Origin of the sequence: Pseudomonas atacamensis (genome assembly GCF_017167965.1) — a bacterium.
In the GTDB taxonomy this organism is placed as follows: Bacteria; Pseudomonadota; Gammaproteobacteria; order Pseudomonadales; family Pseudomonadaceae; genus Aquipseudomonas; species Aquipseudomonas atacamensis.
The window spans coordinates 5,212,780-5,234,643 of the sequence record NZ_CP070503.1 but is presented as its reverse complement, the minus strand read 5'-3'; the positions used below and the strand labels follow the sequence as shown (position 1 = coordinate 5,234,643).

General features: G+C 61.6%; 23 protein-coding genes. 17 read left to right on the top strand and 6 right to left on the bottom strand.

The genetic code is table 11. From position 1 onward, the window contains the following. Positions 1–16 precede the first annotated feature (16 nt). Together JWU58_RS23905 and mmsB are read left to right on the top strand one after the other, a co-directional pair. Positions 17–1,543, top strand: a complete 1,527-nt coding sequence (locus tag JWU58_RS23905) for a CoA-acylating methylmalonate-semialdehyde dehydrogenase (protein ID WP_137215566.1) — start codon at positions 17–19, stop codon at positions 1,541–1,543. Positions 1,544–1,553: 10 nt separating this feature from the next. Further along, positions 1,554–2,441: a 3-hydroxyisobutyrate dehydrogenase gene (gene mmsB / locus JWU58_RS23900; RefSeq protein ID WP_206421083.1), complete on the top strand. Its 888-nt coding sequence runs from the start codon at positions 1,554–1,556 to the stop codon at positions 2,439–2,441. Positions 2,442–2,642: 201 nt separating this feature from the next. Here the strand turns inward: mmsB and JWU58_RS23895 are convergent, their stop codons facing one another. Then, positions 2,643–2,993, bottom strand: coding sequence for a cupin domain-containing protein (locus JWU58_RS23895; protein ID WP_016770579.1), 351 nt, complete (start codon positions 2,991–2,993; stop codon positions 2,643–2,645). A gap of 39 nt (positions 2,994–3,032) precedes the next feature. Then, the gene (locus JWU58_RS23890) at positions 3,033–3,971 is read right to left on the bottom strand and encodes a LysR substrate-binding domain-containing protein (RefSeq protein WP_206421082.1); all 939 of its coding nucleotides are present in this window, start codon (positions 3,969–3,971) and stop codon (positions 3,033–3,035) included. Between the two features lie 215 nt (positions 3,972–4,186). On the opposite strand from JWU58_RS23890, the gene JWU58_RS23885 reads away from it, so the two are divergent. Next, a complete protein-coding gene (locus JWU58_RS23885) occupies positions 4,187–4,951 on the top strand; it encodes a sulfite exporter TauE/SafE family protein (protein ID WP_206421081.1) in 765 nt (254 codons plus the stop codon). On the opposite strand, the gene JWU58_RS23880 is transcribed toward JWU58_RS23885, so the two are convergent. Then, positions 4,941–5,255, bottom strand: a complete 315-nt coding sequence (locus JWU58_RS23880; protein WP_130927351.1) for a putative quinol monooxygenase — start codon at positions 5,253–5,255, stop codon at positions 4,941–4,943. The genes JWU58_RS23885 and JWU58_RS23880 overlap by 11 nt on opposite strands. 181 nt (positions 5,256–5,436) lie before the next feature. Here JWU58_RS23880 and mdaB point away from each other — a divergent pair, with 181 nt between their 5' ends. From mdaB to JWU58_RS27370, 5 genes are all read left to right on the top strand, one after another. Next, entirely contained in the window at positions 5,437–6,027 is a 591-nt protein-coding gene (gene mdaB, locus JWU58_RS23875; RefSeq protein WP_016771795.1) for an NADPH:quinone oxidoreductase MdaB, read from the top strand. Positions 6,028–6,132: 105 nt separating this feature from the next. Continuing rightward, on the top strand, positions 6,133–7,044 hold the full coding sequence (locus tag JWU58_RS23870; protein WP_206421080.1) for a LysR family transcriptional regulator: 912 nt from the start codon (positions 6,133–6,135) through the stop codon (positions 7,042–7,044). A gap of 103 nt (positions 7,045–7,147) precedes the next feature. After that, the gene (locus JWU58_RS23865; RefSeq protein ID WP_206421079.1) at positions 7,148–8,041 is read left to right on the top strand and encodes an NAD-dependent epimerase/dehydratase family protein; all 894 of its coding nucleotides are present in this window, start codon (positions 7,148–7,150) and stop codon (positions 8,039–8,041) included. Between the two features lie 141 nt (positions 8,042–8,182). Further along, complete coding sequence (locus JWU58_RS27375) at positions 8,183–8,497, top strand: hypothetical protein (protein WP_241196140.1); 315 nt, start codon at positions 8,183–8,185, stop codon at positions 8,495–8,497. After that, the gene (locus JWU58_RS27370; RefSeq protein WP_241196139.1) at positions 8,491–8,799 is read left to right on the top strand and encodes a Fic family protein; all 309 of its coding nucleotides are present in this window, start codon (positions 8,491–8,493) and stop codon (positions 8,797–8,799) included. The genes JWU58_RS27375 and JWU58_RS27370 overlap by 7 nt, the downstream gene beginning before the upstream one ends. A gap of 7 nt (positions 8,800–8,806) precedes the next feature. On the opposite strand, the gene JWU58_RS23855 is transcribed toward JWU58_RS27370, so the two are convergent. Continuing rightward, positions 8,807–8,968: a hypothetical protein gene (locus JWU58_RS23855; RefSeq protein ID WP_016771791.1), complete on the bottom strand. Its 162-nt coding sequence runs from the start codon at positions 8,966–8,968 to the stop codon at positions 8,807–8,809. Positions 8,969–9,360: 392 nt separating this feature from the next. Between JWU58_RS23855 and JWU58_RS23850 the strand changes: the two genes are divergently transcribed. From JWU58_RS23850 to JWU58_RS23835, 4 genes are all read left to right on the top strand, one after another. Then, positions 9,361–10,710 carry a GntP family permease gene (locus tag JWU58_RS23850; protein WP_206421078.1) on the top strand — a complete coding sequence of 450 codons (1,350 nt, stop codon included), beginning with the start codon at positions 9,361–9,363 and terminating at the stop codon, positions 10,708–10,710. A 16-nt stretch (positions 10,711–10,726) separates the two neighbouring features. Further along, a complete protein-coding gene (locus JWU58_RS23845) occupies positions 10,727–11,587 on the top strand; it encodes a MurR/RpiR family transcriptional regulator (protein WP_122508182.1) in 861 nt (286 codons plus the stop codon). A gap of 1 nt (position 11,588) precedes the next feature. After that, the gene (locus JWU58_RS23840) at positions 11,589–13,046 is read left to right on the top strand and encodes an N-acyl-D-amino-acid deacylase family protein (protein ID WP_206421077.1); all 1,458 of its coding nucleotides are present in this window, start codon (positions 11,589–11,591) and stop codon (positions 13,044–13,046) included. 197 nt (positions 13,047–13,243) lie between these two features. Further along, positions 13,244–13,612, top strand: coding sequence for a glyoxalase superfamily protein (locus JWU58_RS23835; RefSeq protein ID WP_016771789.1), 369 nt, complete (start codon positions 13,244–13,246; stop codon positions 13,610–13,612). A 281-nt stretch (positions 13,613–13,893) separates the two neighbouring features. Here JWU58_RS23835 and JWU58_RS23830 read toward each other — a convergent pair whose 3' ends face one another. Further along, entirely contained in the window at positions 13,894–14,259 is a 366-nt protein-coding gene (locus JWU58_RS23830; RefSeq protein WP_122699388.1) for a DUF6124 family protein, read from the bottom strand. A gap of 479 nt (positions 14,260–14,738) precedes the next feature. Beyond that, on the bottom strand, positions 14,739–15,755 hold the full coding sequence (gene gliR / locus JWU58_RS23825; protein ID WP_122692808.1) for an AraC family transcriptional regulator GliR: 1,017 nt from the start codon (positions 15,753–15,755) through the stop codon (positions 14,739–14,741). Positions 15,756–15,943: 188 nt separating this feature from the next. Here gliR and JWU58_RS23820 point away from each other — a divergent pair, with 188 nt between their 5' ends. From JWU58_RS23820 to JWU58_RS23800, 5 genes are all read left to right on the top strand, one after another. Then, complete coding sequence (locus JWU58_RS23820; protein ID WP_206421076.1) at positions 15,944–17,548, top strand: FAD-binding oxidoreductase; 1,605 nt, start codon at positions 15,944–15,946, stop codon at positions 17,546–17,548. Further along, entirely contained in the window at positions 17,545–19,140 is a 1,596-nt protein-coding gene (locus JWU58_RS23815; RefSeq protein ID WP_206421075.1) for a glycerol-3-phosphate dehydrogenase/oxidase, read from the top strand. Before JWU58_RS23820 ends, JWU58_RS23815 begins: the two co-directional genes overlap by 4 nt. Further along, positions 19,137–20,687, top strand: a complete 1,551-nt coding sequence (locus JWU58_RS23810) for an FGGY-family carbohydrate kinase (protein WP_206421074.1) — start codon at positions 19,137–19,139, stop codon at positions 20,685–20,687. The genes JWU58_RS23815 and JWU58_RS23810 overlap by 4 nt, the downstream gene beginning before the upstream one ends. 158 nt (positions 20,688–20,845) lie before the next feature. After that, complete coding sequence (locus tag JWU58_RS23805) at positions 20,846–21,091, top strand: FitA-like ribbon-helix-helix domain-containing protein (RefSeq protein ID WP_122699393.1); 246 nt, start codon at positions 20,846–20,848, stop codon at positions 21,089–21,091. After that, entirely contained in the window at positions 21,088–21,507 is a 420-nt protein-coding gene (locus tag JWU58_RS23800; protein WP_160767809.1) for a type II toxin-antitoxin system VapC family toxin, read from the top strand. Before JWU58_RS23805 ends, JWU58_RS23800 begins: the two co-directional genes overlap by 4 nt. Positions 21,508–21,864 lie beyond the last annotated feature (357 nt).

Below are 21,864 nucleotides of genomic sequence, written 5' to 3'. Positions count from 1 at the left end.
AGTTCTGGAGACCAGCATGAACGCATCGCTTACGCCCAACGACACCACGCTGCAAAAGGTCAAACTGCTGATCGACGGCGAATGGGTCGAGTCGCAGACCACCGAGTGGCACGACATCGTCAACCCGGCCACCCAGCAAGTGCTGGCCAAGGTTCCGTTCGCCACCGCGGCAGAGGTCGATGCCGCTGTCAGCGCCGCGCAGCGCGCGTTCCAGACCTGGAAACTGACCCCGATCGGCGCGCGGATGCGCATCATGCTCAAGCTGCAAGCGCTGATCCGCGAGCACTCCAAGCGCATCGCCGTGGTCCTCAGCGCCGAGCAGGGCAAGACCATTGCTGATGCCGAGGGCGATATTTTCCGTGGCCTGGAAGTGGTCGAGCACGCGTGCTCGATCGGCACCCTGCAAATGGGCGAGTTCGCCGAGAACGTCGCCGGCGGCGTCGACACTTACACCCTGCGCCAGCCGATCGGCGTCTGCGCCGGCATCACGCCGTTCAACTTCCCGGCGATGATTCCGCTGTGGATGTTCCCGATGGCGATCGCCTGCGGCAACACCTTCGTGCTCAAGCCGTCGGAACAGGATCCGCTGTCGACCATGCTGCTGGTGGAACTGGCCATTGAGGCTGGCGTTCCGGCGGGCGTGCTCAACGTCGTTCATGGCGGCAAGGATGTGGTCGATGGCCTGTGCACGCACAAGGACATCAAAGCCGTGTCGTTCGTCGGTTCGACCGCTGTCGGCACCCACGTTTATGATCTGGCCGGCAAATACGGCAAGCGCGTGCAGTCGATGATGGGCGCAAAAAACCACGCTGTGGTACTGCCGGACGCCAATCGCGAGCAAGCGCTGAATGCCTTGGTCGGCGCCGGTTTCGGTGCCGCCGGGCAACGTTGCATGGCCACGTCGGTGGTGGTGCTGGTCGGTGCCGCAAAACAGTGGCTGCCAGACCTGAAAGCGCTGGCGCAGAAACTCAAGGTCAACGCCGGCAGCGAGCCGGGCACCGATGTCGGCCCGGTGATTTCGAAAAAGGCCAAGGCGCGGATTCTCGAACTGATCGAAAGCGGCATCAAGGAAGGTGCCAAGCTTGAACTCGACGGTCGCGACATCAGCGTGCCGGGCTACGAGCAAGGCAACTTTGTCGGCCCGACCCTGTTCTCCGGGGTGACCACCGACATGCAGATCTACACCCAGGAAATCTTCGGCCCGGTGCTGGTGGTGCTGGAAGTCGACACCCTCGATCAGGCGATCGCGCTGGTCAACGCCAATCCGTTCGGCAACGGCACTGGCCTGTTCACCCAGAGCGGCGCGGCGGCGCGTAAATTTCAGACTGAAATCGATGTCGGTCAGGTCGGCATCAACATCCCGATTCCAGTGCCGGTGCCGTTCTTCAGCTTCACCGGTTCACGCGGTTCGAAACTCGGCGACCTCGGCCCGTACGGCAAACAAGTGGTGCAGTTCTACACGCAGACCAAAACGGTCACGGCGCGCTGGTTCGATGACGACAGCGTCAACGACGGCGTGAACACCACCATCAACCTGCGCTGAGGATTCGATCATGAAAATCGCATTTATCGGGCTGGGCAACATGGGCGCGCCGATGGCGCGCAACCTGATCAAGGCCGGCCACTCGCTGAATCTGGTCGACCTGAACAAAACCGTGCTGGCGGAACTCGAGCAACTGGGCGGCACCATCCGCGCTTCAGCCCGCGAGGCGGCGGAAGATGCCGAACTGGTGATCACCATGCTCCCGGCGGCTGTGCACGTGCGCAGTGTCTGGCTGGGTGAAGAGGGCGTGCTCGCCGGCATTCGCCAAGGCGTGCCGGCGGTGGATTGCAGCACTATCGATCCGCAGACCGCCCGCGACGTTGCTGCGGCCGCCGCCAAACACGGCGTGGCCATGGCCGATGCGCCGGTCTCCGGCGGCACTGGCGGCGCGACCGCCGGCACGCTGACCTTCATGGTCGGCTCCACCCCGGAACTGTTCGCCACCCTGCAACCGGTGCTGGCGCAGATGGGCCGCAACATCGTGCATTGCGGTGAAGTCGGCACCGGCCAGATCGCCAAGATCTGCAACAACCTGCTGCTGGCGATCTCGATGGTTGGCGTCAGTGAGGCGATGGCGTTGGGCGATGCGCTGGGGATCGACACCGGCGTGCTGGCCGGAATCATCAACAGCTCGACCGGCCGCTGCTGGAGTTCGGAGATGTACAACCCGTGGCCGGGCATCGTCGAAACGGCGCCGGCCTCGCGCGGTTATACCGGTGGTTTCGGCGCGGAACTGATGCTCAAGGATCTCGGGCTGGCGACGGAAGCGGCGCGGCAGGCGCACCAACCGGTGGTGCTCGGCGCGGTGGCGCAGCAGTTGTATCAGGCGATGAGCCAGCGCGGTGACGGCGGGAAGGATTTCTCGGCGATCATCAACAGCTATCGCAAGCCGCAGTAATCGCGGTCAGACCTTTGTGGTGAGGGGATTTATCCCCGTTGGGTTGCGCAGCAGCCCCCTGGATTGTGTCAGGTAAACCGAGTGCTCAGGGTTTGCGACGGCTGCGCAGTCGAGGGGGGATAAATCCCCTCGCCACAGGTTTTAGCAACGCCGGGACATTTGCCGGGAAATCACGTCGGGTGATTTCCCGGCTTTTTTGCATCAGGCGAAGACAAAGTATTTGCGCACGGTCTCGACCACTTCCCACGTGCCCTTCATGCCCGGCTCAACCACGAAGATATCGCCAGCACGCAGATGAATCGGCGCCATGCCGTCCGGGGTGATCACGCAGTAGCCTTCCTGGAAATGGCAGTACTCCCACTTCACATAATCGACGCGCCACTTGCCCGGCGTGCAGATCCAGGTGCCCATGATCTTGCTGCCGTCTTCGCTGGTGTAGGCGTTGAGGTTGACGGTGTGCGGGTCGCCTTCGAGTTTTTCCCATTTGCAGGCGTCGAGTACCGGCAGCGGGTGAGTGTCGCGCAGAACGGTGATAGGGGCGGTCGCGGTCATGGGGACTCCGGGCAAGTGACTTGAGATCGAAGTCGCACCCTATAGCGCCCGGGTGTCGTTCAGTTGTCTGGGGTCGACATCGGAGTGCTCAGAAACGCGCGCAGCGGTGAGCGCTTGTAACAATGCCTGGGCATAACCCGGCAGCGCGGCGAAGTCTCTCGCGCAGAGCAATAACCTGCGACGCGCCCATGGCTCATTCAGAGTCACGCACTTGAACTGCTCGAGCATCGCGCGTTGGACAGCGGCCAACGGCACGATGGTCAGGCCGGCACCTCGGGCGACCATGCGCATTGCTCCATCAAAGCCATCGGCGCGAATGCGCACCTGCATTCGTGCGCCGCTGTGCAGCGCCTGTTCTTCCAGATAGATCGCCAATGCGCTGTCGGCGCTGAGTCCGACAAAGTCGTGCTGCAACGCGTCGCTGAAACTGACCTCGGTGGCGTCGGACAACGGGTGATCGAGCGGCAGAATCAGCACCAGCGGATCATCACGAAACGCTTGAGTCTGTAAGCCGTTGGTGTCGACCGCGTCGGAGACGATGCCCAAGTCCGCTGCGCCTTCGCGCAAGGCATGGGTGATCCGCGCGCTGGGCAGTTCCTGTAGATCGATGTCGAGATTGGGATGGCTGCGCAGGAAATCCGCGAGCACTTCCGGCAGGTACTCGGTGATCGCCGTGGTGTTGCACAACAGCCGCACCTGGCCTTTGACGCCTTGCGCATAATCGGCAAGGTCCTGCTGCATGCGTTCGGCCTGTTGCAAAAGGATACGCGCATGGCGGGCGAGGGCTTTGCCGGCAGGCGTCGGGGTGACGCCACGCCGACCACGTTCGAGGAATTCAGCGCCCAGCGAGGCTTCCATCGCGCGGATTCGAGCACTGGCGGCGGCGAGGGACAAGTGGCTGCGGGCGGCGCCGGCGGTGATGTTGCCGGTGTCGAGAATGTGCAGGTAGAGGCGCAGGTCGGTGAGGTCGAAGTGCATGGGGTTGCCTTTGGTTTTGCGGTGGCTGGGCTGGCCCTTTCGCGAGCAGGCTCGCTCCCACACGGGATCTGCGCTGTACATGAGTCCCTGTGGGAGCGAGCCTGCTCGCGAAGAGGCCAGATGCCTCAACGCCGATGTCAGCCTCTTGCAAAGGAAGAGGCTGCCTCAGTATATGGCAGATTTTCCCCCAGCCCGGATCAGTGCACATTACTCCAATGCACACACTGACCGACTTCTACCAAACCCTCGGCCCGACCCTGTCCCTGCTGGTCATCGCCACCTTCTTGCTCGCCGGCACGGTCAAAGGCGTGATCGGCCTCGGCCTGCCCACCGTCGCGATGGGCCTGCTCGGTCTGGCTATGGCACCGGCGCAGGCAGCCGCGCTGTTGATCATCCCGGCGACCCTGACCAACCTCTGGCAACTGGCCTTCGGTGGCCATTTGAAAAGCTTGATCAAACGCCTCTGGCCGATGCTGCTGATGATCTTCCTCGGCACCGGCATCGGCACCCTGTGGATCGGCATGGCCGGCGGCCATTGGGTGGTGCGCGGACTTGGCGCGGCGTTGTTGCTGTATGCATTGAGCGGACTGTTTCTGCCGACTTTGCACGTCAACCCGCGTCATGAACGCTGGCTCGGCCCGCTGTGTGGCCTGATCACCGGCGTCATCACCTCCGCCACCGGCGTCTTCGTGATTCCGGCGGTGCCGTACTTGCAAGCGTTGGGGCTGAGCCGCGATGAACTGGTGCAGGCACTCGGCCTGTCCTTCACCGTCTCGACCCTGGCGCTGGCGCTCGGGCTGTTCTGGCACGGCGCACTCGGCGGTGGCGAATTGAGCGCCTCGCTGCTGGCGCTGATCCCGGCCATGCTTGGCATGTGGCTTGGCCAATGGTTGCGTCAGCGCATCAGTGCGATGCTGTTCAAGCGCGTGTTCTTTATCGGACTGGGCGCGCTCGGCGCCCATTTGCTGATCAGCGGCTAGCCGAGGATTCGCTGAGCATGTCGATCGCGCGAATATCGAAATCGCGCTCCAGATAGTCCATGCGCCTAGCGAAAAACGCTTTCATGTGCGGCAATGCCGAGTGCTCATCCAGATGCGCCTGGCTGGCCCAGATCTCGTAGAAGATAAACAGCGTCGGATCCTGCTGGTCGCGCAGCATGTGGTACTCGATGCAGCCCGGTTCGGCGCGGCTCGGCTCCACGTAAGCACGGAACAGCGCTTCGAATTCGGCGGCTTTTTCCGGGCGGGTCTTGGCGTGCAGGATGAAACCCTGGCGTTCACTCATCACAACTTCCTCGAATGCAGAAAGCGGCGATGCTACGGCAACAATTGGTGATCGATTCGTGCGTTTTAATCAAATGTATTTTGCGCCGACGTGGCTGTTTCCGCGCGAGATCGATGGTTAATCTGCCGCCATTCCAATTCCTGTTTCAATCCAGCCTTGAAGGCTGCGCCGAGGTTTTTCGATGAAAAAAGTCCTGCTGCTCAATGGCGGTAAAAAATTCGCCCACTCCGATGGCCGCTACAACACCACCCTGCACGAAACCGCGCTGAGCGTGCTCGATCGCGGCGGTGTCGACGTCAAGACCACGTTTATCGACGAGGGCTACGACGTTGCCGAAGAAGTGGCGAAATTCCTCTGGGCCGACGTGATCATTTATCAGATGCCGGGCTGGTGGATGGGCGCGCCGTGGACGGTGAAAAAGTACATCGACGAAGTTTTCACCGAAGGCCACGGCAGCCTGTACGCCAGCGACGGCCGCACCCGCTCCGATGCTTCGCAGAAGTACGGCAGTGGCGGTCTGATTCAGGGCAAGCAATACATGCTGTCGCTGACCTGGAACGCGCCGCAGCAAGCCTTCGATGACCCGACGGATTTCTTCGAAGCCAAAGGCGTGGACGCGGTGTACTTCCCGTTCCACAAGGCCAACGAGTTTCTGGGCATGACCGCACTGCCGACCTTTCTCTGCGTCGACGTAATGAAGCGTCCGAACATCGACAATGATGTGGTGCGCTATGAGCAGCATCTGACTGAGGTGTTTGGCCTCAAGGCTTGATGGGTTTCGGGCTACTATCCGGGTACAGCAAAAGATCGCAGCCTTCGGCAGCTCTACAGGGGGCATGGCTACAGGCTGCGATCGGCGATTCCAGCGAGGACACCCGTGAAAGCCAGATCCGATGAGTTGCAGATTTTCGTCTGCGTGATCGAGTGCGGTTCGATTTCCGCCGCCGCCGAGCAGGTCGGCCAGACGCCGTCGGCCGTCAGTCGCACGCTGTCGAAGCTCGAAGCCAAGCTCGACACCACGCTGATCAACCGCACCACGCGGCGCATGGACCTGACCGAGGAGGGCAAGTATTTCTTCGAACAGGCCAAGCTGATTCTCGATCAGATGGATCAACTCGAAGAGCGTCTGTCTTCGCGCCAGCAAACTCCGTCCGGACGCCTGCGCATCAATGCCGCCTCGCCGTTCATGCTCCACGCCATCGTCCCCTACATCGACGAATTCCGGCAGCTGTACCCGGACATCCTGCTCGAACTCAACAGCAATGACCTGATCATTGACCTGCTGGAACAAAGCACCGACGTCGCCATCCGCATCGGCACCCTCGCCGATTCGACGCTGCATGCGCGTTCGCTCGGTTGCAGTCCGTTGATGATTGTTGCCAGCCCCGCTTATTTGAAAAAGCACGGCGCGCCACGCCAAGTGGCGGATTTGAGCGAACACACGCTGCTCGGCTTCACCCACAACGAAGGCCTCAACCAATGGCCGCTGCGCTATGTGCACGGCGACCGCTGGCCGATCAACCCGGCGATCAGCGCTTCCAGCGGCGAGACCGTGCGCCATCTGGCGCTGGAAGGGCAGGGCATTGCCTGTCTGTCGCACTTCATGACCATCGACGACATCCGTGCCGGGCGCCTGAAAGTCCTGCTCGGCGAATTCAACAGCGGCTACCGCCAGCCGATCAACGCCGTGTACTACCGCAACTCGCAACTGGCGTTGCGCATTCAGTGTTTCCTCGACTTTATCCAGAGCAAACTCGCCGCCTACGCCAGCGCCGAATTCAAGGGCTGATTCGTGATCCCTGCGCAAGAGTGAATTGGCCGAGGGCGGGTTTTTCGCCTGGGTTCATCGGTCGATACTCGCTGCATCACTTATTCACGCAGGGAGTTCCTCCATGAACGTATTCGTTACCGGCGCGGCCGGTTTTATCGGCGGTTCCATCGCCACCGGCCTGGTGCAGGCCGGGCACAACATCACCGGCCTGGTGCGCAGCGCCGAGCAGGCTGATGAGCTGAAAGCACTGGGCATGAACGCGGTAATCGGCACCCTCGATGACAGCCAATTGCTGGCGCAACAGGCCCGCGCTGCCGATGCCGTCATTAACGCTGCCAGCAGCGACCATCGCGGTGCGGTGGAAGCGTTACTCGACGCTTTGCGTGGCTCGAACAAAGTCTTTCTGCACACCAGCGGTTCGAGCATTGTCGGCGACGCTTCCGGCGGCAAATCCAGCGATGACATTTACTATGAGGACAACCTGCCGGAGCCGACTGTCGACAAGGCCGATCGCGTAGCCATCGACAACCTCGTGCTCGCGGCGGCGCAGGATGGCGTGAACTCGGCGGTGATCTGCAACACCCTGATCTACGGCCACAGCCTGGGCGTCAACCGCGACAGCGTGCAACTGCCGCGACTGCTGAAACAGGCGCGCAAAAGCGGCGTCGTTCGCCACGTCGGAACAGGGCAGAACATCTGGTCCAACGTGCACATCGAAGACGTCGTCGCCCTGTATCAGCTGGCGCTGACCAAAAACGTGCCCGGCACTTTCTACTTCGTCGAGAGCGGTGAAGCCTCGTTCATCGACATGACCACCGCCATGGCCGAAGCCCTCAATCTGGGCGAACCGCAAGACTGGCCATTGCAAGACGCCGAAGCCGAATGGGGCTATGAAATGGCCAACTACGGCCTCGGCTCCAACAGCCGCGTACGCGGTAAACACGCCCGCGAACTGCTGGGCTGGACGCCGAAGCGCACCTCGGTGGTGGAATGGATTCGTAACGAAATGGTGTGATGGGTCTTTGAACCCCGTCGGGCTTTGCTATCGATCAATTGAACGGCCGCCTTTGGGTGACCGTTTGTATTTCTGCCTTTGCGCTCGCATGTCACCCGGCTTAAGGTGCCTTGAATCATCAACAGGTCGGCAGGTTCGGGAATGGTTGATCGTTACGAGGCAGAGGGGGCACAGGGCAGTTTTCAGGCCGGCTCGGATGAGCAGGTACTGAGCAACAAGCTGGGAATCAGTGATCCTGAAGAGATGGATGATGCCGAGCTGACTCTGCTGGAAAAACTTTACCAGCAGGTTCTGATCGAGCGTTTACCGGCACGGTCAATTATTGTTCAGGACTTGAGGGATTGGCATCGGTACTGGCTGGGCAATATCTATCCTTGGGCGGGTGAAATACGGGCGGTCAACCTTGGCAAAGACGGTTTTTCTTTGCTGCGGCCCCACAGATTCCGCGCTTGTTAGAGGGTTTTGAGAAGGAACGCCTTGCTGAATTCACCCCGTGTGAACCTGATCTTGATGAGAACCTCATTCACGCCATCGCCGTAACGCATGTGGAATTCATTTTGATTCCTCCATTCCGGGAGGGTAATGGACGGTTGTCCAGATTACTTGCAGACGTGATGGCGGTGCAGGCGGGCTATGTTCCGCTGGATTACAGCAGTTGGGAGCGAAACAAAGAGGCTTACTTTGCTGCGATAAATCAAGGCCTCAACTGCAACTACCAGCCAATGGAATATTGGGTCCGGCGAGCACTGTGGGCTTGAGAGGAGCCTACCTGGCCAATGCGAGGTGTTGGAATTTGCCGGATTTGGCCTTGAGCTTGCGTTCGATCATATCGACACTTTGGCCGGTCTCGATCGCTGTGGAGCTGGCGATTGAGCGGATCAGGGCGTCCTGGGTCAATTTTTTTCGGTTGCGACGTACGATGGCCATGGCGTGATCCCGGGTAATTACCTTGAGCGAGTATAGCGCTCGTTCGAAGCGTCGACATACTCGGTTCAGGAGGTCGACAGCGTTCTAACTGGAGGAATGCGATCAAAAACTGTGGGAGCGAGCCTGCTCGCGAAAGCGATGGGTCAGTCGATGAAGATGTTGAATGTGAAGCCGTCTTCGCGAGCAGGCTCGCTCCCACAGAGTTGAGTGGTGATTTGGAAAGTCATGAAAATCCCGCCCTCCGATTTTCATTAATCACGACACCTCATACCCACCAGCGACACCTCTTGTCTCTCCACGAAAATTACTTTCATGCGGTTTGAAATCTCTATTTCGAAATGATTTATGAGTTTCACAACCCATTCGAACGTGACCCTTTCGAGGAGTACCGCATGACGCCTTCCCTCGGCTATTGGCTGCTGGTCTACGCCGCTGTGGCCATCATTGCGCTGATCGTGTTGATCGCCCGTTACCGGCTCAATCCGTTCATTGTCATCACCCTGATTTCACTGGGCCTGGCGCTGGTTGCCGGGATGCCGCCGTCGGCGGTGGTCGGTGCGTATGAGGCTGGCGTCGGCAAGACGCTGGGGCATATTGCGCTGGTGGTGGCGTTGGGGACGATGCTTGGCAAGATGATGGCCGAGTCCGGCGGTGCCGAGCAGATGGCGCGCACGCTGATCGAGAAGTTCGGAGAGAAGAACGCGCACTGGGCGATGGTTTGCATCGCGTTTCTGGTCGGCTTGCCGCTGTTCTTCGAAGTCGGTTTCGTCTTGCTGGTGCCAATCGCCTTCACTGTGGCGCGCCGGGTTGGCGTTTCGATTCTGATGGTCGGTCTGCCGATGGTTGCCGGGCTCTCGGTGGTGCATGCGCTGGTGCCGCCGCACCCGGCGGCGATGCTCGCGGTGCAGGCCTATCAGGCGTCGGTCGGGCAGACCTTGCTGTACGCCATCGCGATCGGCATTCCGACCGCAATCATCGCCGGCCCGCTGTACGCGAAATTCATCGTGCCGCGCATTCAATTGCCGGCGGACAACCCGCTGGAAAAGCAATTTCTCGAGCGCGAGCCGCGCGACAAACTGCCGGGTTTCGCCATTACCATGGCGACCATTCTGCTGCCGGTGGTGCTGATGCTGATCGGCGGCTGGGCCAACCTGATTTCCACGCCGGGCAGCGCGTTCAACCAGTTCCTGCTGTTCATCGGCAACTCGGTGATCGCGCTGTTGCTGGCGACTTTGCTGAGCTTCTGGACGCTGGGCATCGCGCAGGGTTTCAACCGCGAATCGATCCTCAAGTTCACCAACGAATGCCTCGCGCCCACCGCCAGCATCACCTTGCTGGTCGGCGCGGGCGGCGGCTTGAACCGGATTCTGGTGGATGCCGGCGTTACCGATCAGATCGTCGGCCTCGCCCATGAATTCCACCTGTCGCCACTGATCATGGGCTGGCTGTTCGCCGCGCTGATGCGCGTTGCCACTGGCTCGGCCACCGTGGCGATGACCACCGCGTCCGGCGTTGTCGCGCCGGTGGCCATCGGTCTGGGTTATCCACATCCTGAGCTTTTGGTGCTGGCGACCGGCGCGGGCTCGGTTATCTTTTCCCACGTCAACGACGGCGGCTTCTGGTTGATCAAGGAATACTTCAACATGACGGTCGCGCAGACGTTCAAGACCTGGACCGTGCTCGAGACGCTGATCTCGCTGGTCGCTTTCGCGCTGACCGTCGGCCTTTCCTACCTGCTGTAACCGGAGCCCGCCGCCCATGGACATCCTCTACCAGATCCGCGCCCGCCAGGATTCCTTCAGTGCCGGCGAGGGGCGCATTGCGCGGTTGATGCTCGACGATGTCGGGTTTGCCGCCAGCGCCAGCCTCGAAGACCTCGCACAACGCGCCGAGGTCAGCACCGCCACGCTGTCGCGCTTTGCCCGCACGGTCGGCTGCCGCGACCTGCGTGATCTACGTCTGCAACTGGCCCAGGCCAGCGGCGTTGGCAGCCGGTTTCTCGACCCGGCGGGCACGCCTGAGCAGTCGGCGTTCTACGGGCAGATCGTCGGCGACATCGAAACCACCCTGCGCCAGCATCTGGCCGGTTTCGACGAATCGCGCTTCGCCGACGCAGTGAAATTACTCGGTCAGGCGCGGATGATTCACGCGTTCGGCATGGGCGGTTGCTCAACCCTGTGCAGCGATGAATTGCAGGTGCGCCTAGTGCGCCTCGGTTACCCGATTGCGGTGTGCCACGACGCGGTGATGATGCGCGTCACCGCCGCCAGTTTGAACGCCGAGCAAGTGCTGATCGCCTGCTCGCTGACCGGCATCACCCCGGAGCTTTTGGAAACCGTGGAGCTGGCGCGCAACTACGGCGCGCGCATTCTCGCCATCACTCGCGGCGATTCACCACTGGCCGAACTGGCCGACGTCGTGCTGCCGCTGCAAGGCGCAGAAACCTCGTTCATCTACAAACCGACGGCGGCGCGCTACGGCATGCTGTTGGCCATCGACGTGCTCGCCACCGAACTGGCGCTGGCCAGCCCTGAAGACAATCAAGAACGTCTGCGGCGAATCAAACTCGCCCTCGACGAATACCGTGGCGGCGACGACCACCTGCCGCTGGGAGACTGACATGCAGTACGACACCCTGATCCGCAACGCGCTGGTTATCGACGGCAGCAACACGCCCGGCTATAAGGCAGACGTGGCAATTCTCAATGGCCGCATCGAGCGCATCGGCGATCTGCCCGACGCCCGCGCCAGCGAAGAAATCGACGCCGCCGGCCGGGTGCTGGCGCCGGGTTTCATCGACGTGCACACCCACGACGACACCGTGGTCATCCGCCAACCCGAGATGCTGCCCAAGCTTAGCCAGGGCGTGACCACGGTGATTGTCGGCAACTGCGGCATCAGCGCTTCGCCGGTCACTTTGAAGGGCAATCCGCCCGATCCGATGAACCTGCTTGGCAGCGCAGCGGCGTTCGTCTATCCGCGTTTCAGCGACTACCGCGCCGCCGTCGAAGCGGCCAACACCACGTTGAACGTCGCCGCACTGGTCGGCCACACGGCGCTGCGCAGCAATCACCTCGACGACTTGTTGCGCACCGCGACCCCCGACGAAATCACCGCCATGCGCGCGCAGTTGCGCGACAGCCTCGAGGCCGGCGCGTTGGGTTTATCCACAGGCCTGGCCTACGCCAGCGCCTTCAACGCCTCGACCGATGAAGTCATGCAACTGACCGAAGAGCTGACGGCGTTCGGCGCGGTGTACACCACCCATTTGCGCAGCGAATTCGCTCCGGTGCTGGAGGCGATGGACGAAGCATTTCAAATCGGCCGACACGCGCAATCGCCGGTGATCATTTCCCACCTCAAATGCGCCGGCGTCGGTAACTGGGGACGCAGTCCGCAACTGCTCGCAGCGCTGGAAGAGGCAGCGAAAACCCATCCGGTCGGCTGCGATTGCTACCCTTACGCGGCGAGTTCCTCGACCCTGGATTTGAAGCAAGTCACCGATGCCCATCGCATCACCATTACCTGGTCGACGCCGCATCCGGAAATCAGCGGGCGCGACCTGATCGACATCGCTGGCGAATGGAAACTGTCGCTGGAACAAACCGCGAAACGTCTGCAACCGGCGGGCGCGGTGTACTACGGCATGGACGAGGCCGATGTCAGAAGAATCCTCGCCCATCCGCTTTCGATGGTCGGTTCTGACGGACTGCCCGAAGACCCGTTCCCGCATCCGCGCCTGTGGGGCGCTTTCCCACGGGTGCTGGGCCATTTCAGTCGCGACGTCGGGTTGTTTCCGCTGCACACCGCCGTGCACAAGATGACCGGCCTGTCGGCGGCGCGTTTTGGCTTGCAGGAAAGGGGCGAGATTCGTGAAGGACATTGGGCGGATCTGGTGTTGTTTGATCCGGCGACCGTGCGTGACGTGGCCGATTTCAACGATCCGCAACGGGCGGCGCAGGGGATTGACGGGGTTTGGGTCAACGGCGTGTTGAGCTATCGCGACGGGCAGGCAAATGGGGCGAGGGCAGGGCGGTTTCTGGCACGTGAAGGTGATTTGCGCGAAGGGTTTCGTTGATTCGAATGACGCCAAAAGATCGCAGCCTTCGGCAGCTCCTACAGGAGATCGCATTCCATTGTAGGAGCTGCCGAAGGCTGCGATCTTTTGATTTTCTAAAGTGATGGCACTATGAGATTAAAGAAAGCCATCCTCAAGCCGATTTGCTGACATCCTCCCCGTCTACACTGTGGGGCCAATCAGTCAGGGAGCACCCCATGAGCTTCGGCAAAACCACCCCGATCCTGCGGATCTTCGATGAGGCCAAGGCTGTCGAGTTCTACGTCGATTTTCTCGGTTTCAAGATCGACTGGCAGCACCGCTTCGAAGCGAATTTTCCGCTGTATCTGCAGGTGTCACGGGGCGAGTGTGTGCTGCATCTGTCCGAGCATCACGGCGATGCGTGCCCGGGTTCGGCGCTGCGTATCGAGACTGATGAGCTGGAGGCATTTCAGCAGCAGTTGATGGCCAAGGATTACAAGTTCTCGCATCCGCAGATTCAGGCGATGCCGTGGGGCAGTCAGGACATGACCATTGCCGATCCGTTTGGCAATCGGTTGGTGTTTACCAATGCGATCAGTCTTTGAGCTTGGCGCCCAAGATCAAAAGCCCCTCACCCTAACCCTCTCCCGGGGGGAGAGGGGACCGATTGGGGGATGCTCGGGAGTTACGCCGACCTGAATGTGCTGTGCTGAATCCATAATCGAATTGAATGCATGGCGTCGAATCCATAATCGACTTGGTCTTTCAGGTCGGCGGACAGCGCAAGACAACCGGGTCGGCCCCCTCTCCCTCTGGGAGAGGGCTGGGGTGAGGGCAACCCCTGACACCCCACAAAACCAGCCCACACCAAATTCCTCAAAAACCCTCAATCAGTCGGCACCAACCGATCCAGCACCCGATTCACTGCCATCTCCGCGACCATCACAATCTGCGCAATGCCCTGCAACGTCTTGCGCTGCGAGCCGTTCACCAGCCCTGCCTGATCGTTGAGCATCACCGTCGCCGACCCTAGTGTTTCGCAGGCGTCGGCCAGCAGCGATTCGTTGTCGGCCTCGGGATTGGCCATGTACAGCGTGTTGGACTTGTAGGGCGGGGCCATGAATTCAGCGCTGGATGGGCCGAGGTAATGGTCGAGGGCGCGGTCGGCGGCTTCGTGGAATTTCTTTGAGTCGGCGGATTCGTAGGGGGATGCCGGGTCTGTGGGTGGCGGGTTTGGCGTTACTTTGAACATGAATGCTTGCCTCTTATGAAGCTGCATCCGTTTCGCCGCTAAGCAAAGGGAGGCAGCTGTGCGCAAGTTAGCGGACCGGTAAGCATTCAACCCGGTGCATCCGAAGATGCCATGCGCACAGCCACCATCGAGTGCAGGCGTGAGCCTGACCGGATTGGACTTGTACAACCGGAATGCTGTCCGAGCCGCTAAGCTCGATCACTGAGAAATCAGTGACCGAATCAAGTTACCGGCAGGCCCCAAGGCGCACAAGCCGGCGGATTCTGGCGCAGGCGTAGGCAGCGGCGCAAGGAATTGTGGGTGGTTTCGCTGAATGCCGTGTCGCTTTAAACAGTTGTGCCAAGACGTGTTTAATCGGTGTGGCGAATGACGCCTTCGCGAGCAGGCTCGCTCCCACAGGGGATCTGCGGTGAGCTCGGAAATGCAGGCAACCGAGAACTACTGTGGGAGCGAGCCTGCTCGCGAAGAGGCCATCAGCATCACCGCCGATTCCGCAACCGAAACTCCCCCGGCGGCATCCCGCGCCAGCTCTTGAAGGTGCGATGAAACGAGCGCGGTTCGGTGAAGCCCAGATACTGCGCAATGTCCTGAATCGGCAACGTGCTGTTGAGCAAATAGTGCTCCGCCAACTCTTGACGCAGCTCATCAAGAATCTGCTGATACGACGTCCCCGCCTGCTGCAATTGCCGCTGCAACGTGCGCACCGAGACGCTGAGCTGCTCCGCCACTTGCTCCTTGCGCGGCAGGCCCTCCTTGAGCAAACCGCGCAGAATGTTTTTCACCTGCTGCGCCAGCGACGCATCTTCCAGCGTCGCCAGCAAACCCATCGCGTGTTCTTCCAGGGTTCGCAGCAATTGCGCATCGGCCTGGCGCAGCGGCAACTGCAAATACGCCAGCGGCACCACCAGCGCCGAATACGCCTGATCGAACCGCACCGGGCAACCAAAAAACGCCTCGTACTCGGCCTGCGTCACCGCATCCGGCTGCGCATGCTCCAGCCATACGCAGGCCGGCGACAGCTGCGTGTCGGCGATCCAGCGCGCGTAGTGCAGCCACGAACCGAGCACGTTTTCCACCAGATGCCGACGAATCCGTGGCCGCTGGTAGCGGCAGGTCCAGATCAGATGCACGTGCTCGCCCTGCACCTCGGCGCGGCTGACGCCCATGTCGCCGACGAGTTTTTCGAACGGCATGATCCGGCTCATCGCATCGCCCAGCGTCGCGCAATTCATGGTGATGTAACCGAGCACGCTCCACGAATTGGGCAGGACGAAATTCGCCGCATGCAGCCCGAACAACCCATCGCCCGAGTGCTCGCAGAAATAATCCAGCAAGCGCTCGTGAACCTCACCCGGCAGGCGCAAGGTGTTGTCGCTCAACTGCTGCGCCTGCAACCCGGCCGCCGCCAATGCAGGCTCGATGGCCATGCCCAACTGTTCGGCATGGCGCAGGTATTTGAGCAGCGGCGGAACGGAAGTGAAGCCGAGCGAGGGCATGGTCGCGGTCCTTTGATCGACGGCGCGTGAGCGAATGAATGCCGCAAGGTAAGTGGATTGCACGGCGAAAGTAAATGCCCGGACGTTTGGCGCCATTCGCTACATGATCTGGCCGGATGCGACCGTGACAGATCTCCAGCGCTGACTAGTATGCAAGCTTGATCCAACGGCAGAAAAAGGACACACGCATGCGACGCTGGAGCGGCTGGGGAGAGGCAGGCACGGTGGTCGAACTGCCGGCCCAGGGCGCGACATTTCTCCACGAACGCTTGGGCGCTGGCCGCGCATTGCCTGATGCGACATTGGAAGCGGCGTTGACGCAAGTGCCGACCTCGCGCCTGGTGCCGCACCGCTTGTACAGCATCGATACTCACGATCGCCTGCTGCACGCGCGCGGCCAGAGCCTGCCGGACTGGCTGGCGTTGCGCGAAGGCGCGCTGGGTACTTATCCCGATGCCGTGGCGTTTCCTGAAACGGCCGAACAGATCCGCCAATTGTTGGCCCTCGCCCATGATCAGGATCTGTGCCTGATTCCCTACGGCGGCGGGACATCGGTGGCCGGACACATCAATCCACCAAACTCCGCGCGCCCAGTGCTGACGGTGTCGCTGGCGCGGATGAATCGCCTGACCGACCTCGACGAACACAGCCTGCTGGCGACATTCGGCCCCGGCGCCAGTGGGCCGCAAGTGGAAAGCCAATTGCGCGCGCGCGGCTACACGCTGGGGCATTTCCCGCAGTCGTGGGAGCTGTCGACGCTGGGCGGTTGGGTGGCCAGCCGTTCCAGTGGCCAGCAGTCGTTGCGCTACGGGCGGATCGAGCAATTGTTCGCGGGCGGCACCCTGGAAACATTCGCCGGGCCTCTGCAGATTCCGACGTTTCCGGCGTCGGCGGCAGGTCCCGATCTGCGTGAAATGGTGCTCGGTTGCGAGGGCCGTTTCGGGATCATTTCCGAAGTCAAAGTGCGGGTCAGCGCGTTGCCGGCGGACGAGCGTTTCTACGGCGTGTTTCTGCCCGATTGGCCGCACGCGCTGCAAGCAATCCGGCAACTGGCGCAGGCGCGCGTACCGCTGTCGATGCTGCGGCTGTCCAACGCGGTGGAAACCGAAACGCAACTGGCGCTGGCGGGCCATCCGCAGCAGATCGCCTGGCTGGAGAAGTACCTCAAGCTGCGCGGTGCCGGCGACGGCAAATGCCTGCTGACCTTCGGTGTCACCGGCAATCGCCAGCAAAACGCACTGTCACTGAAACACGCGCGCCAGCATCTGAAAGCCTTCGGCGGCGTGTTCACCGGCACCCTGCTGGGCAAGAAGTGGGCGCAGAACCGCTTCCGTTTTCCCTACCTGCGCGAGAACCTATGGAACGCCGGTTACGTGGTCGACACCCTCGAAACCGCCACCGACTGGAGCAACGTCGATCACTTGCTCAGCCTGATCGAAAACAGCCTGCGCGATGCCCTGGCCGCCGAGGGCGAACGGGTGCATGTATTCACTCATCTCTCGCACGTTTACGGCGAAGGCTCGAGCATTTACACCACCTACGTGTTTCGCCCGGCAGCGGACTATGCCGCGACGCTGGCGCGCTGGCGGATGCTCAAACACGCGGCCAGCCAAACCATCGTCGACAACCACGGCACGATCAGTCATCAGCACGGCGTCGGCAAGGATCACGCGCCGTATCTGCTGCGGGAAAAAGGCCCGCTGGCGATGCAGACGTTGCAGGCGCTGAGCGAACATTTCGACCCGGAAGGGCGCCTCAATCCGGGCACGTTATTGCCAGAGTCGCGGCCATGACGGCGAACTGGAATGCGCAGTGGCGCGAGCAGATTCTGCCGACGCTGGCGGATGACACCTGGGACCTGATCGTCATCGGTGGCGGTATCAGCGGCGCCGGAATCGTCCGCGAAGCGGCGCGGCGGGGCTGGCGCTGTCTGCTGCTGGAGCAGCGCGATTTTGCCTGGGGCACCTCCAGCCGATCATCGAAAATGGTCCACGGCGGTTTGCGGTACATCGCCAAGGGCCAGTGGCGCCTGACCCGCGATTCGGTGCGCGAGCGTCAGCGCCTCCTCGACGAGGCGCCGGGGCTGGTCGAGCCGATGAGTTTCATGATGCCGCACTATCGCGGCGGCTTTCCCGGGCCGCGCGTCATGGGCGGCCTGCTCTCGGTGTACGACGCGCTGGCGGGGCGGCGCAACCATGCTTTTCACGACGCACAACAACTGCGTTTTCTCGCCCCGGGGGTGAAGGAAAACGGTTTGCTCGGTGGCAGCTGTTTTGTCGATGCGCTAACCGATGATGCGCGGCTGGTGATGCGCGTACTGCGCGAGGCCCGGGCCGATGGTGCGGTGGTGCTCAATGGTGTGCGGGTCACGCAACTGCTGCGTGAAGGCGGGCGGGTGTGCGGGGTTCAGATCGAAGATGGCGAGGGCGGGGCCACGCTGCAATTGCGCTCTGGCGTGCTGGCCGTGGCTACGGGCGCTTGGGCTGAGCGCTTGCGTCCCGTTGAGTCAGCGAAGCAATTGCGACCGTTGCGCGGCAGTCATCTGTTGCTGCCGGGCTGGCGTCTGCCAGTGGCGCAGGCGTTCACTTTTCTGCATCAGCGCGATCGGCGCCCGGTGTTTGTCTTTCCCTGGGAAGGCGCGACGGTGGTCGGCACCACGGACCTCGATCACCGCGAGGACCTCGACCACAGCGCGCGCATTTCCAGCGATGAACTCGACTATCTGCTCGCCGCGTGCCAGCAGCAATTTCCCGGCGCCGAAGTGGGCGTCGACGACGTGCTGTCGACCTGGTCAGGCGTGCGTCCGGTGGTCGGCAGCGCGACGGGTGCGCAGCAGGGCAAACCGTCCAACGAGACCCGCGAACATGTGTTGTGGCAGGAGCCGGGTTGCGTGACGTTGGCCGGCGGCAAACTGACCACATTTCGCCCGCAAGCGATCGAAGTGCTCAAGGCGTGTGCGGTGATGCTCGGGCGTTCTTTTGTCGATGACGGCGCGCCGGTGTTCGCCGCTGTGCCGCCGCTGACAATTGCGGGACTGAGCGCCAGTCAATGGCGACGCTTGGCCGGGCGTCACGGTCGAGACCTACCGAGGCTAAAGCAATTGCTCGGCGAACTCGGTCCGGAAACGGTTGGCGCCAGCGATACGTTGTGGGCAGAACTGGCGTTCGCTTGCGAGGCGGAAATGATTCTGCACCTGGATGATTTGCTGCTGCGCCGCACCCGTTTGGGCCTGTTGCTGCCGCGCGGTGGTGAAGATTATCTGCCTGCAATTCGCACGCTCTGCCAGTCGCGATTGGCCTGGGACGATGAGCGCTGGCAGGAGGAAATCCAGCGTTACCGTTTGCTGTGGCTGCGCGATCACGGCTTGCCGGAGATCACGCCATGAAATACCTGTTAGCGATCGACAACGGCACCCAGAGCGTGCGCGCGTTGCTCTTCGATCAGCAGGGCAACCTGCTCGGCAAAGGCAAAGTCGACTTGCAGGCGTACTACTCGACGCAACCCGGTTGGGCCGAGCAGGATCCGGAATATTACTGGGCGAAACTCGGCGAGGCCTGCCAGCAACTCTGGCAGCAGACCGGCATCGACCGTGCGCAGATTGCCGGCGTGTCTCTGACCACCCAGCGCGGCACCGTGATCAATGTCGACGCCGAGGGCAAACCGCTGCGCCCGGCGATTGTCTGGCTCGATCAACGTCAGGCTGAGGTCGAGGGCGGCATCAAAGGGCCGTGGGGCTGGCTGTTCAAACTGGTCGGCGCCCAAGCGACGGTGGATTATTTCCGCGCCCAGGCCGAGGCCAACTGGATCGCCCGGCATCAGCCCGAAGTGTGGGCGGCGACCGATAAGTTTCTGCTGCTCTCGGGCTTTCTCACTCATCGCCTGTGCGGGCGCTTCGTCGATTCCGTCGGCTGCTGCGTCGGTTATCTGCCCTTCGACTTCAAACGGCTTAAATGGGCGGCGCCGCGCGACTGGAAATGGCAGGCACTGGCGGTGCGCCCGGAGCAGTTGCCGAGCCTGCACAAACCCGGCGAAACCCTCGGCTACATCACGGCCGAAGCCGCCCGCCACACCGGCATTCCCGAAGGCCTGCCGCTGATTGCCGCCGGCGCCGACAAGGCCTGCGAAGTGATCGGCTCCGGCGTGGTCGATGCGCGCACCGTGTGCCTGTCTTACGGCACCACCGCGACCATCACCAGCACCCGCTCGCGTTACCTGGAAATCGTCCCGCTGATCCCGCCGTATCCCTCGGCCGTGCCCGATCAGTACAACTGCGAAGTGATGATCTATCGCGGCTACTGGATGGTCAGCTGGTTCAAGAACGAATTCGGCCTGCGCGAGATGCAGCAGGCAAAAGCCCAGGGCATCGAACCGGAGCAACTGTTCGACGCGCTGGTCAACGCGGTGCCGCCGGGCTCGATGGGTTTGATGCTGCAACCCTACTGGTCACCGGGCATCCGCGAACCGGGCGTGGAAGCCAAAGGCGCGATGATCGGCTTCGGCGACGTACACACCCGCGCACACATCTACCGAGCCATTCTCGAAGGCCTGGCCTACGCGCTGCGCCAGGGCATGGAGAACATCGAACGACGCTCAAAGGTCTCGATCAAACGCCTGCGCGTCGCCGGCGGCGGCTCACAAAGCGACGCCGCCATGCAACTGACCGCCAACATCTTCGGCCTGCCGGCAGAACGCCCGCATGTATATGAAGCGTCCGGGTTGGGGGCGGCGATATGCTGCGCGGTGGGGTTGGGACTGCACAAGGATTTCCCATCGGCCATTGCGGCGATGACTCGGGTGGGGGCGGTTTTCACACCGCAGCCTGAGGCGCAGGAGGTTTATGAGCAGTTGTACAGAGAGGTGTATTTGCGCATGTACCGGCAGCTCAAACCGCTGTACCAAAGCATCCGCAAAATCACCGCGTATCCCGAATAGTCCTGACACCCTAGACCCCTGTGGGAGCGAGCAGGCTCGCTCCCACAGGGGTATTGCGGTGTGCCAGTGCTGACGATGCCGCTCGGCGGGCCTGACTCCAATCAAACCTGAATATGCTAGCCTGCAATCGATGATTTCATTGATTGCAGGAGGGCGACATGGCCAGCATCACCATTCGAAACCTTGACGAGAAGCTCAAGGAGCAGTTGCGCATTACCGCTGCACACAACGGACATTCCATGGAAGAAGAGGCTCGGCTGATTCTGGGCCGAGCGCTCACCACGGTTGATCGTGCCGGAGGGCTCGGCAGTCGGATTCACCAGCGTTTCAGCGCCGAGGGCGGAGCCGACCTCGATCTGCCTGCGCGTGCAGAAAAACCGCTCGGGGTGGATTTTTCTGAATGATAGTGCTCGATACCAACGTTCTATCCGAATTCATGCGCATCGAACCCGAGGCTCAAGTGTTGGCTTGGGTGGATGCGCAACCGGCCATGGACCTGGCCATCAGCGCAATCACCGTGGCGGAGATACTGCACGGCATCGCTCGATTACCTTCCGGCAAGCGCAAACAAAAACTCCAGGCCCACGCTTTGGCAATGTTTGAAGAGGATTTTGCCGGGCGGATTTTGCCATTCGATGCCCACGCAGCCGTCGAGTACGCGACGCTGGTAGCCGATGCAGAGGCGAAGGGGCGGGGGATTGCAATGGCCGATGCGCAAATCGCGGCCATCTGCCGAGGCCACGGAGCCGCGATTGCTACGCGCAATGTCCGGGATTTCGAGTTTTCCGGGATTGAAGTGATCAATCCGTGGCAGGTCTGAAAATCTGCTCTGTCATTCAAACCGCATTCGCGAGCAGGCTCGCTCCCACAGGGTTTTGCGGTGTGATCAAAATCCAGCGTGGCACACAAATCCAAAGGTGGGAGCGAGCCTGCTCGCGAAGGCGGAGTGTCAGGCAATGTTGATTTGGCTGATCCACCGCCTTCGCGGGCAAGCCCGCTCCCACAAGGGATCTGCGGTGTGCTCAAAATCCGGTGAGTCACACAAATCCAAATGTGGGAGCGAGCTTGCTCGCGAATGCGGAGTGTCAGGCAACATGGATTTGATTGACCCACCGCCATCGCGGGCAAGCCCGCTCCCACAGTTATCGAGGTGAACACATCAACAGTGCTCGACCAC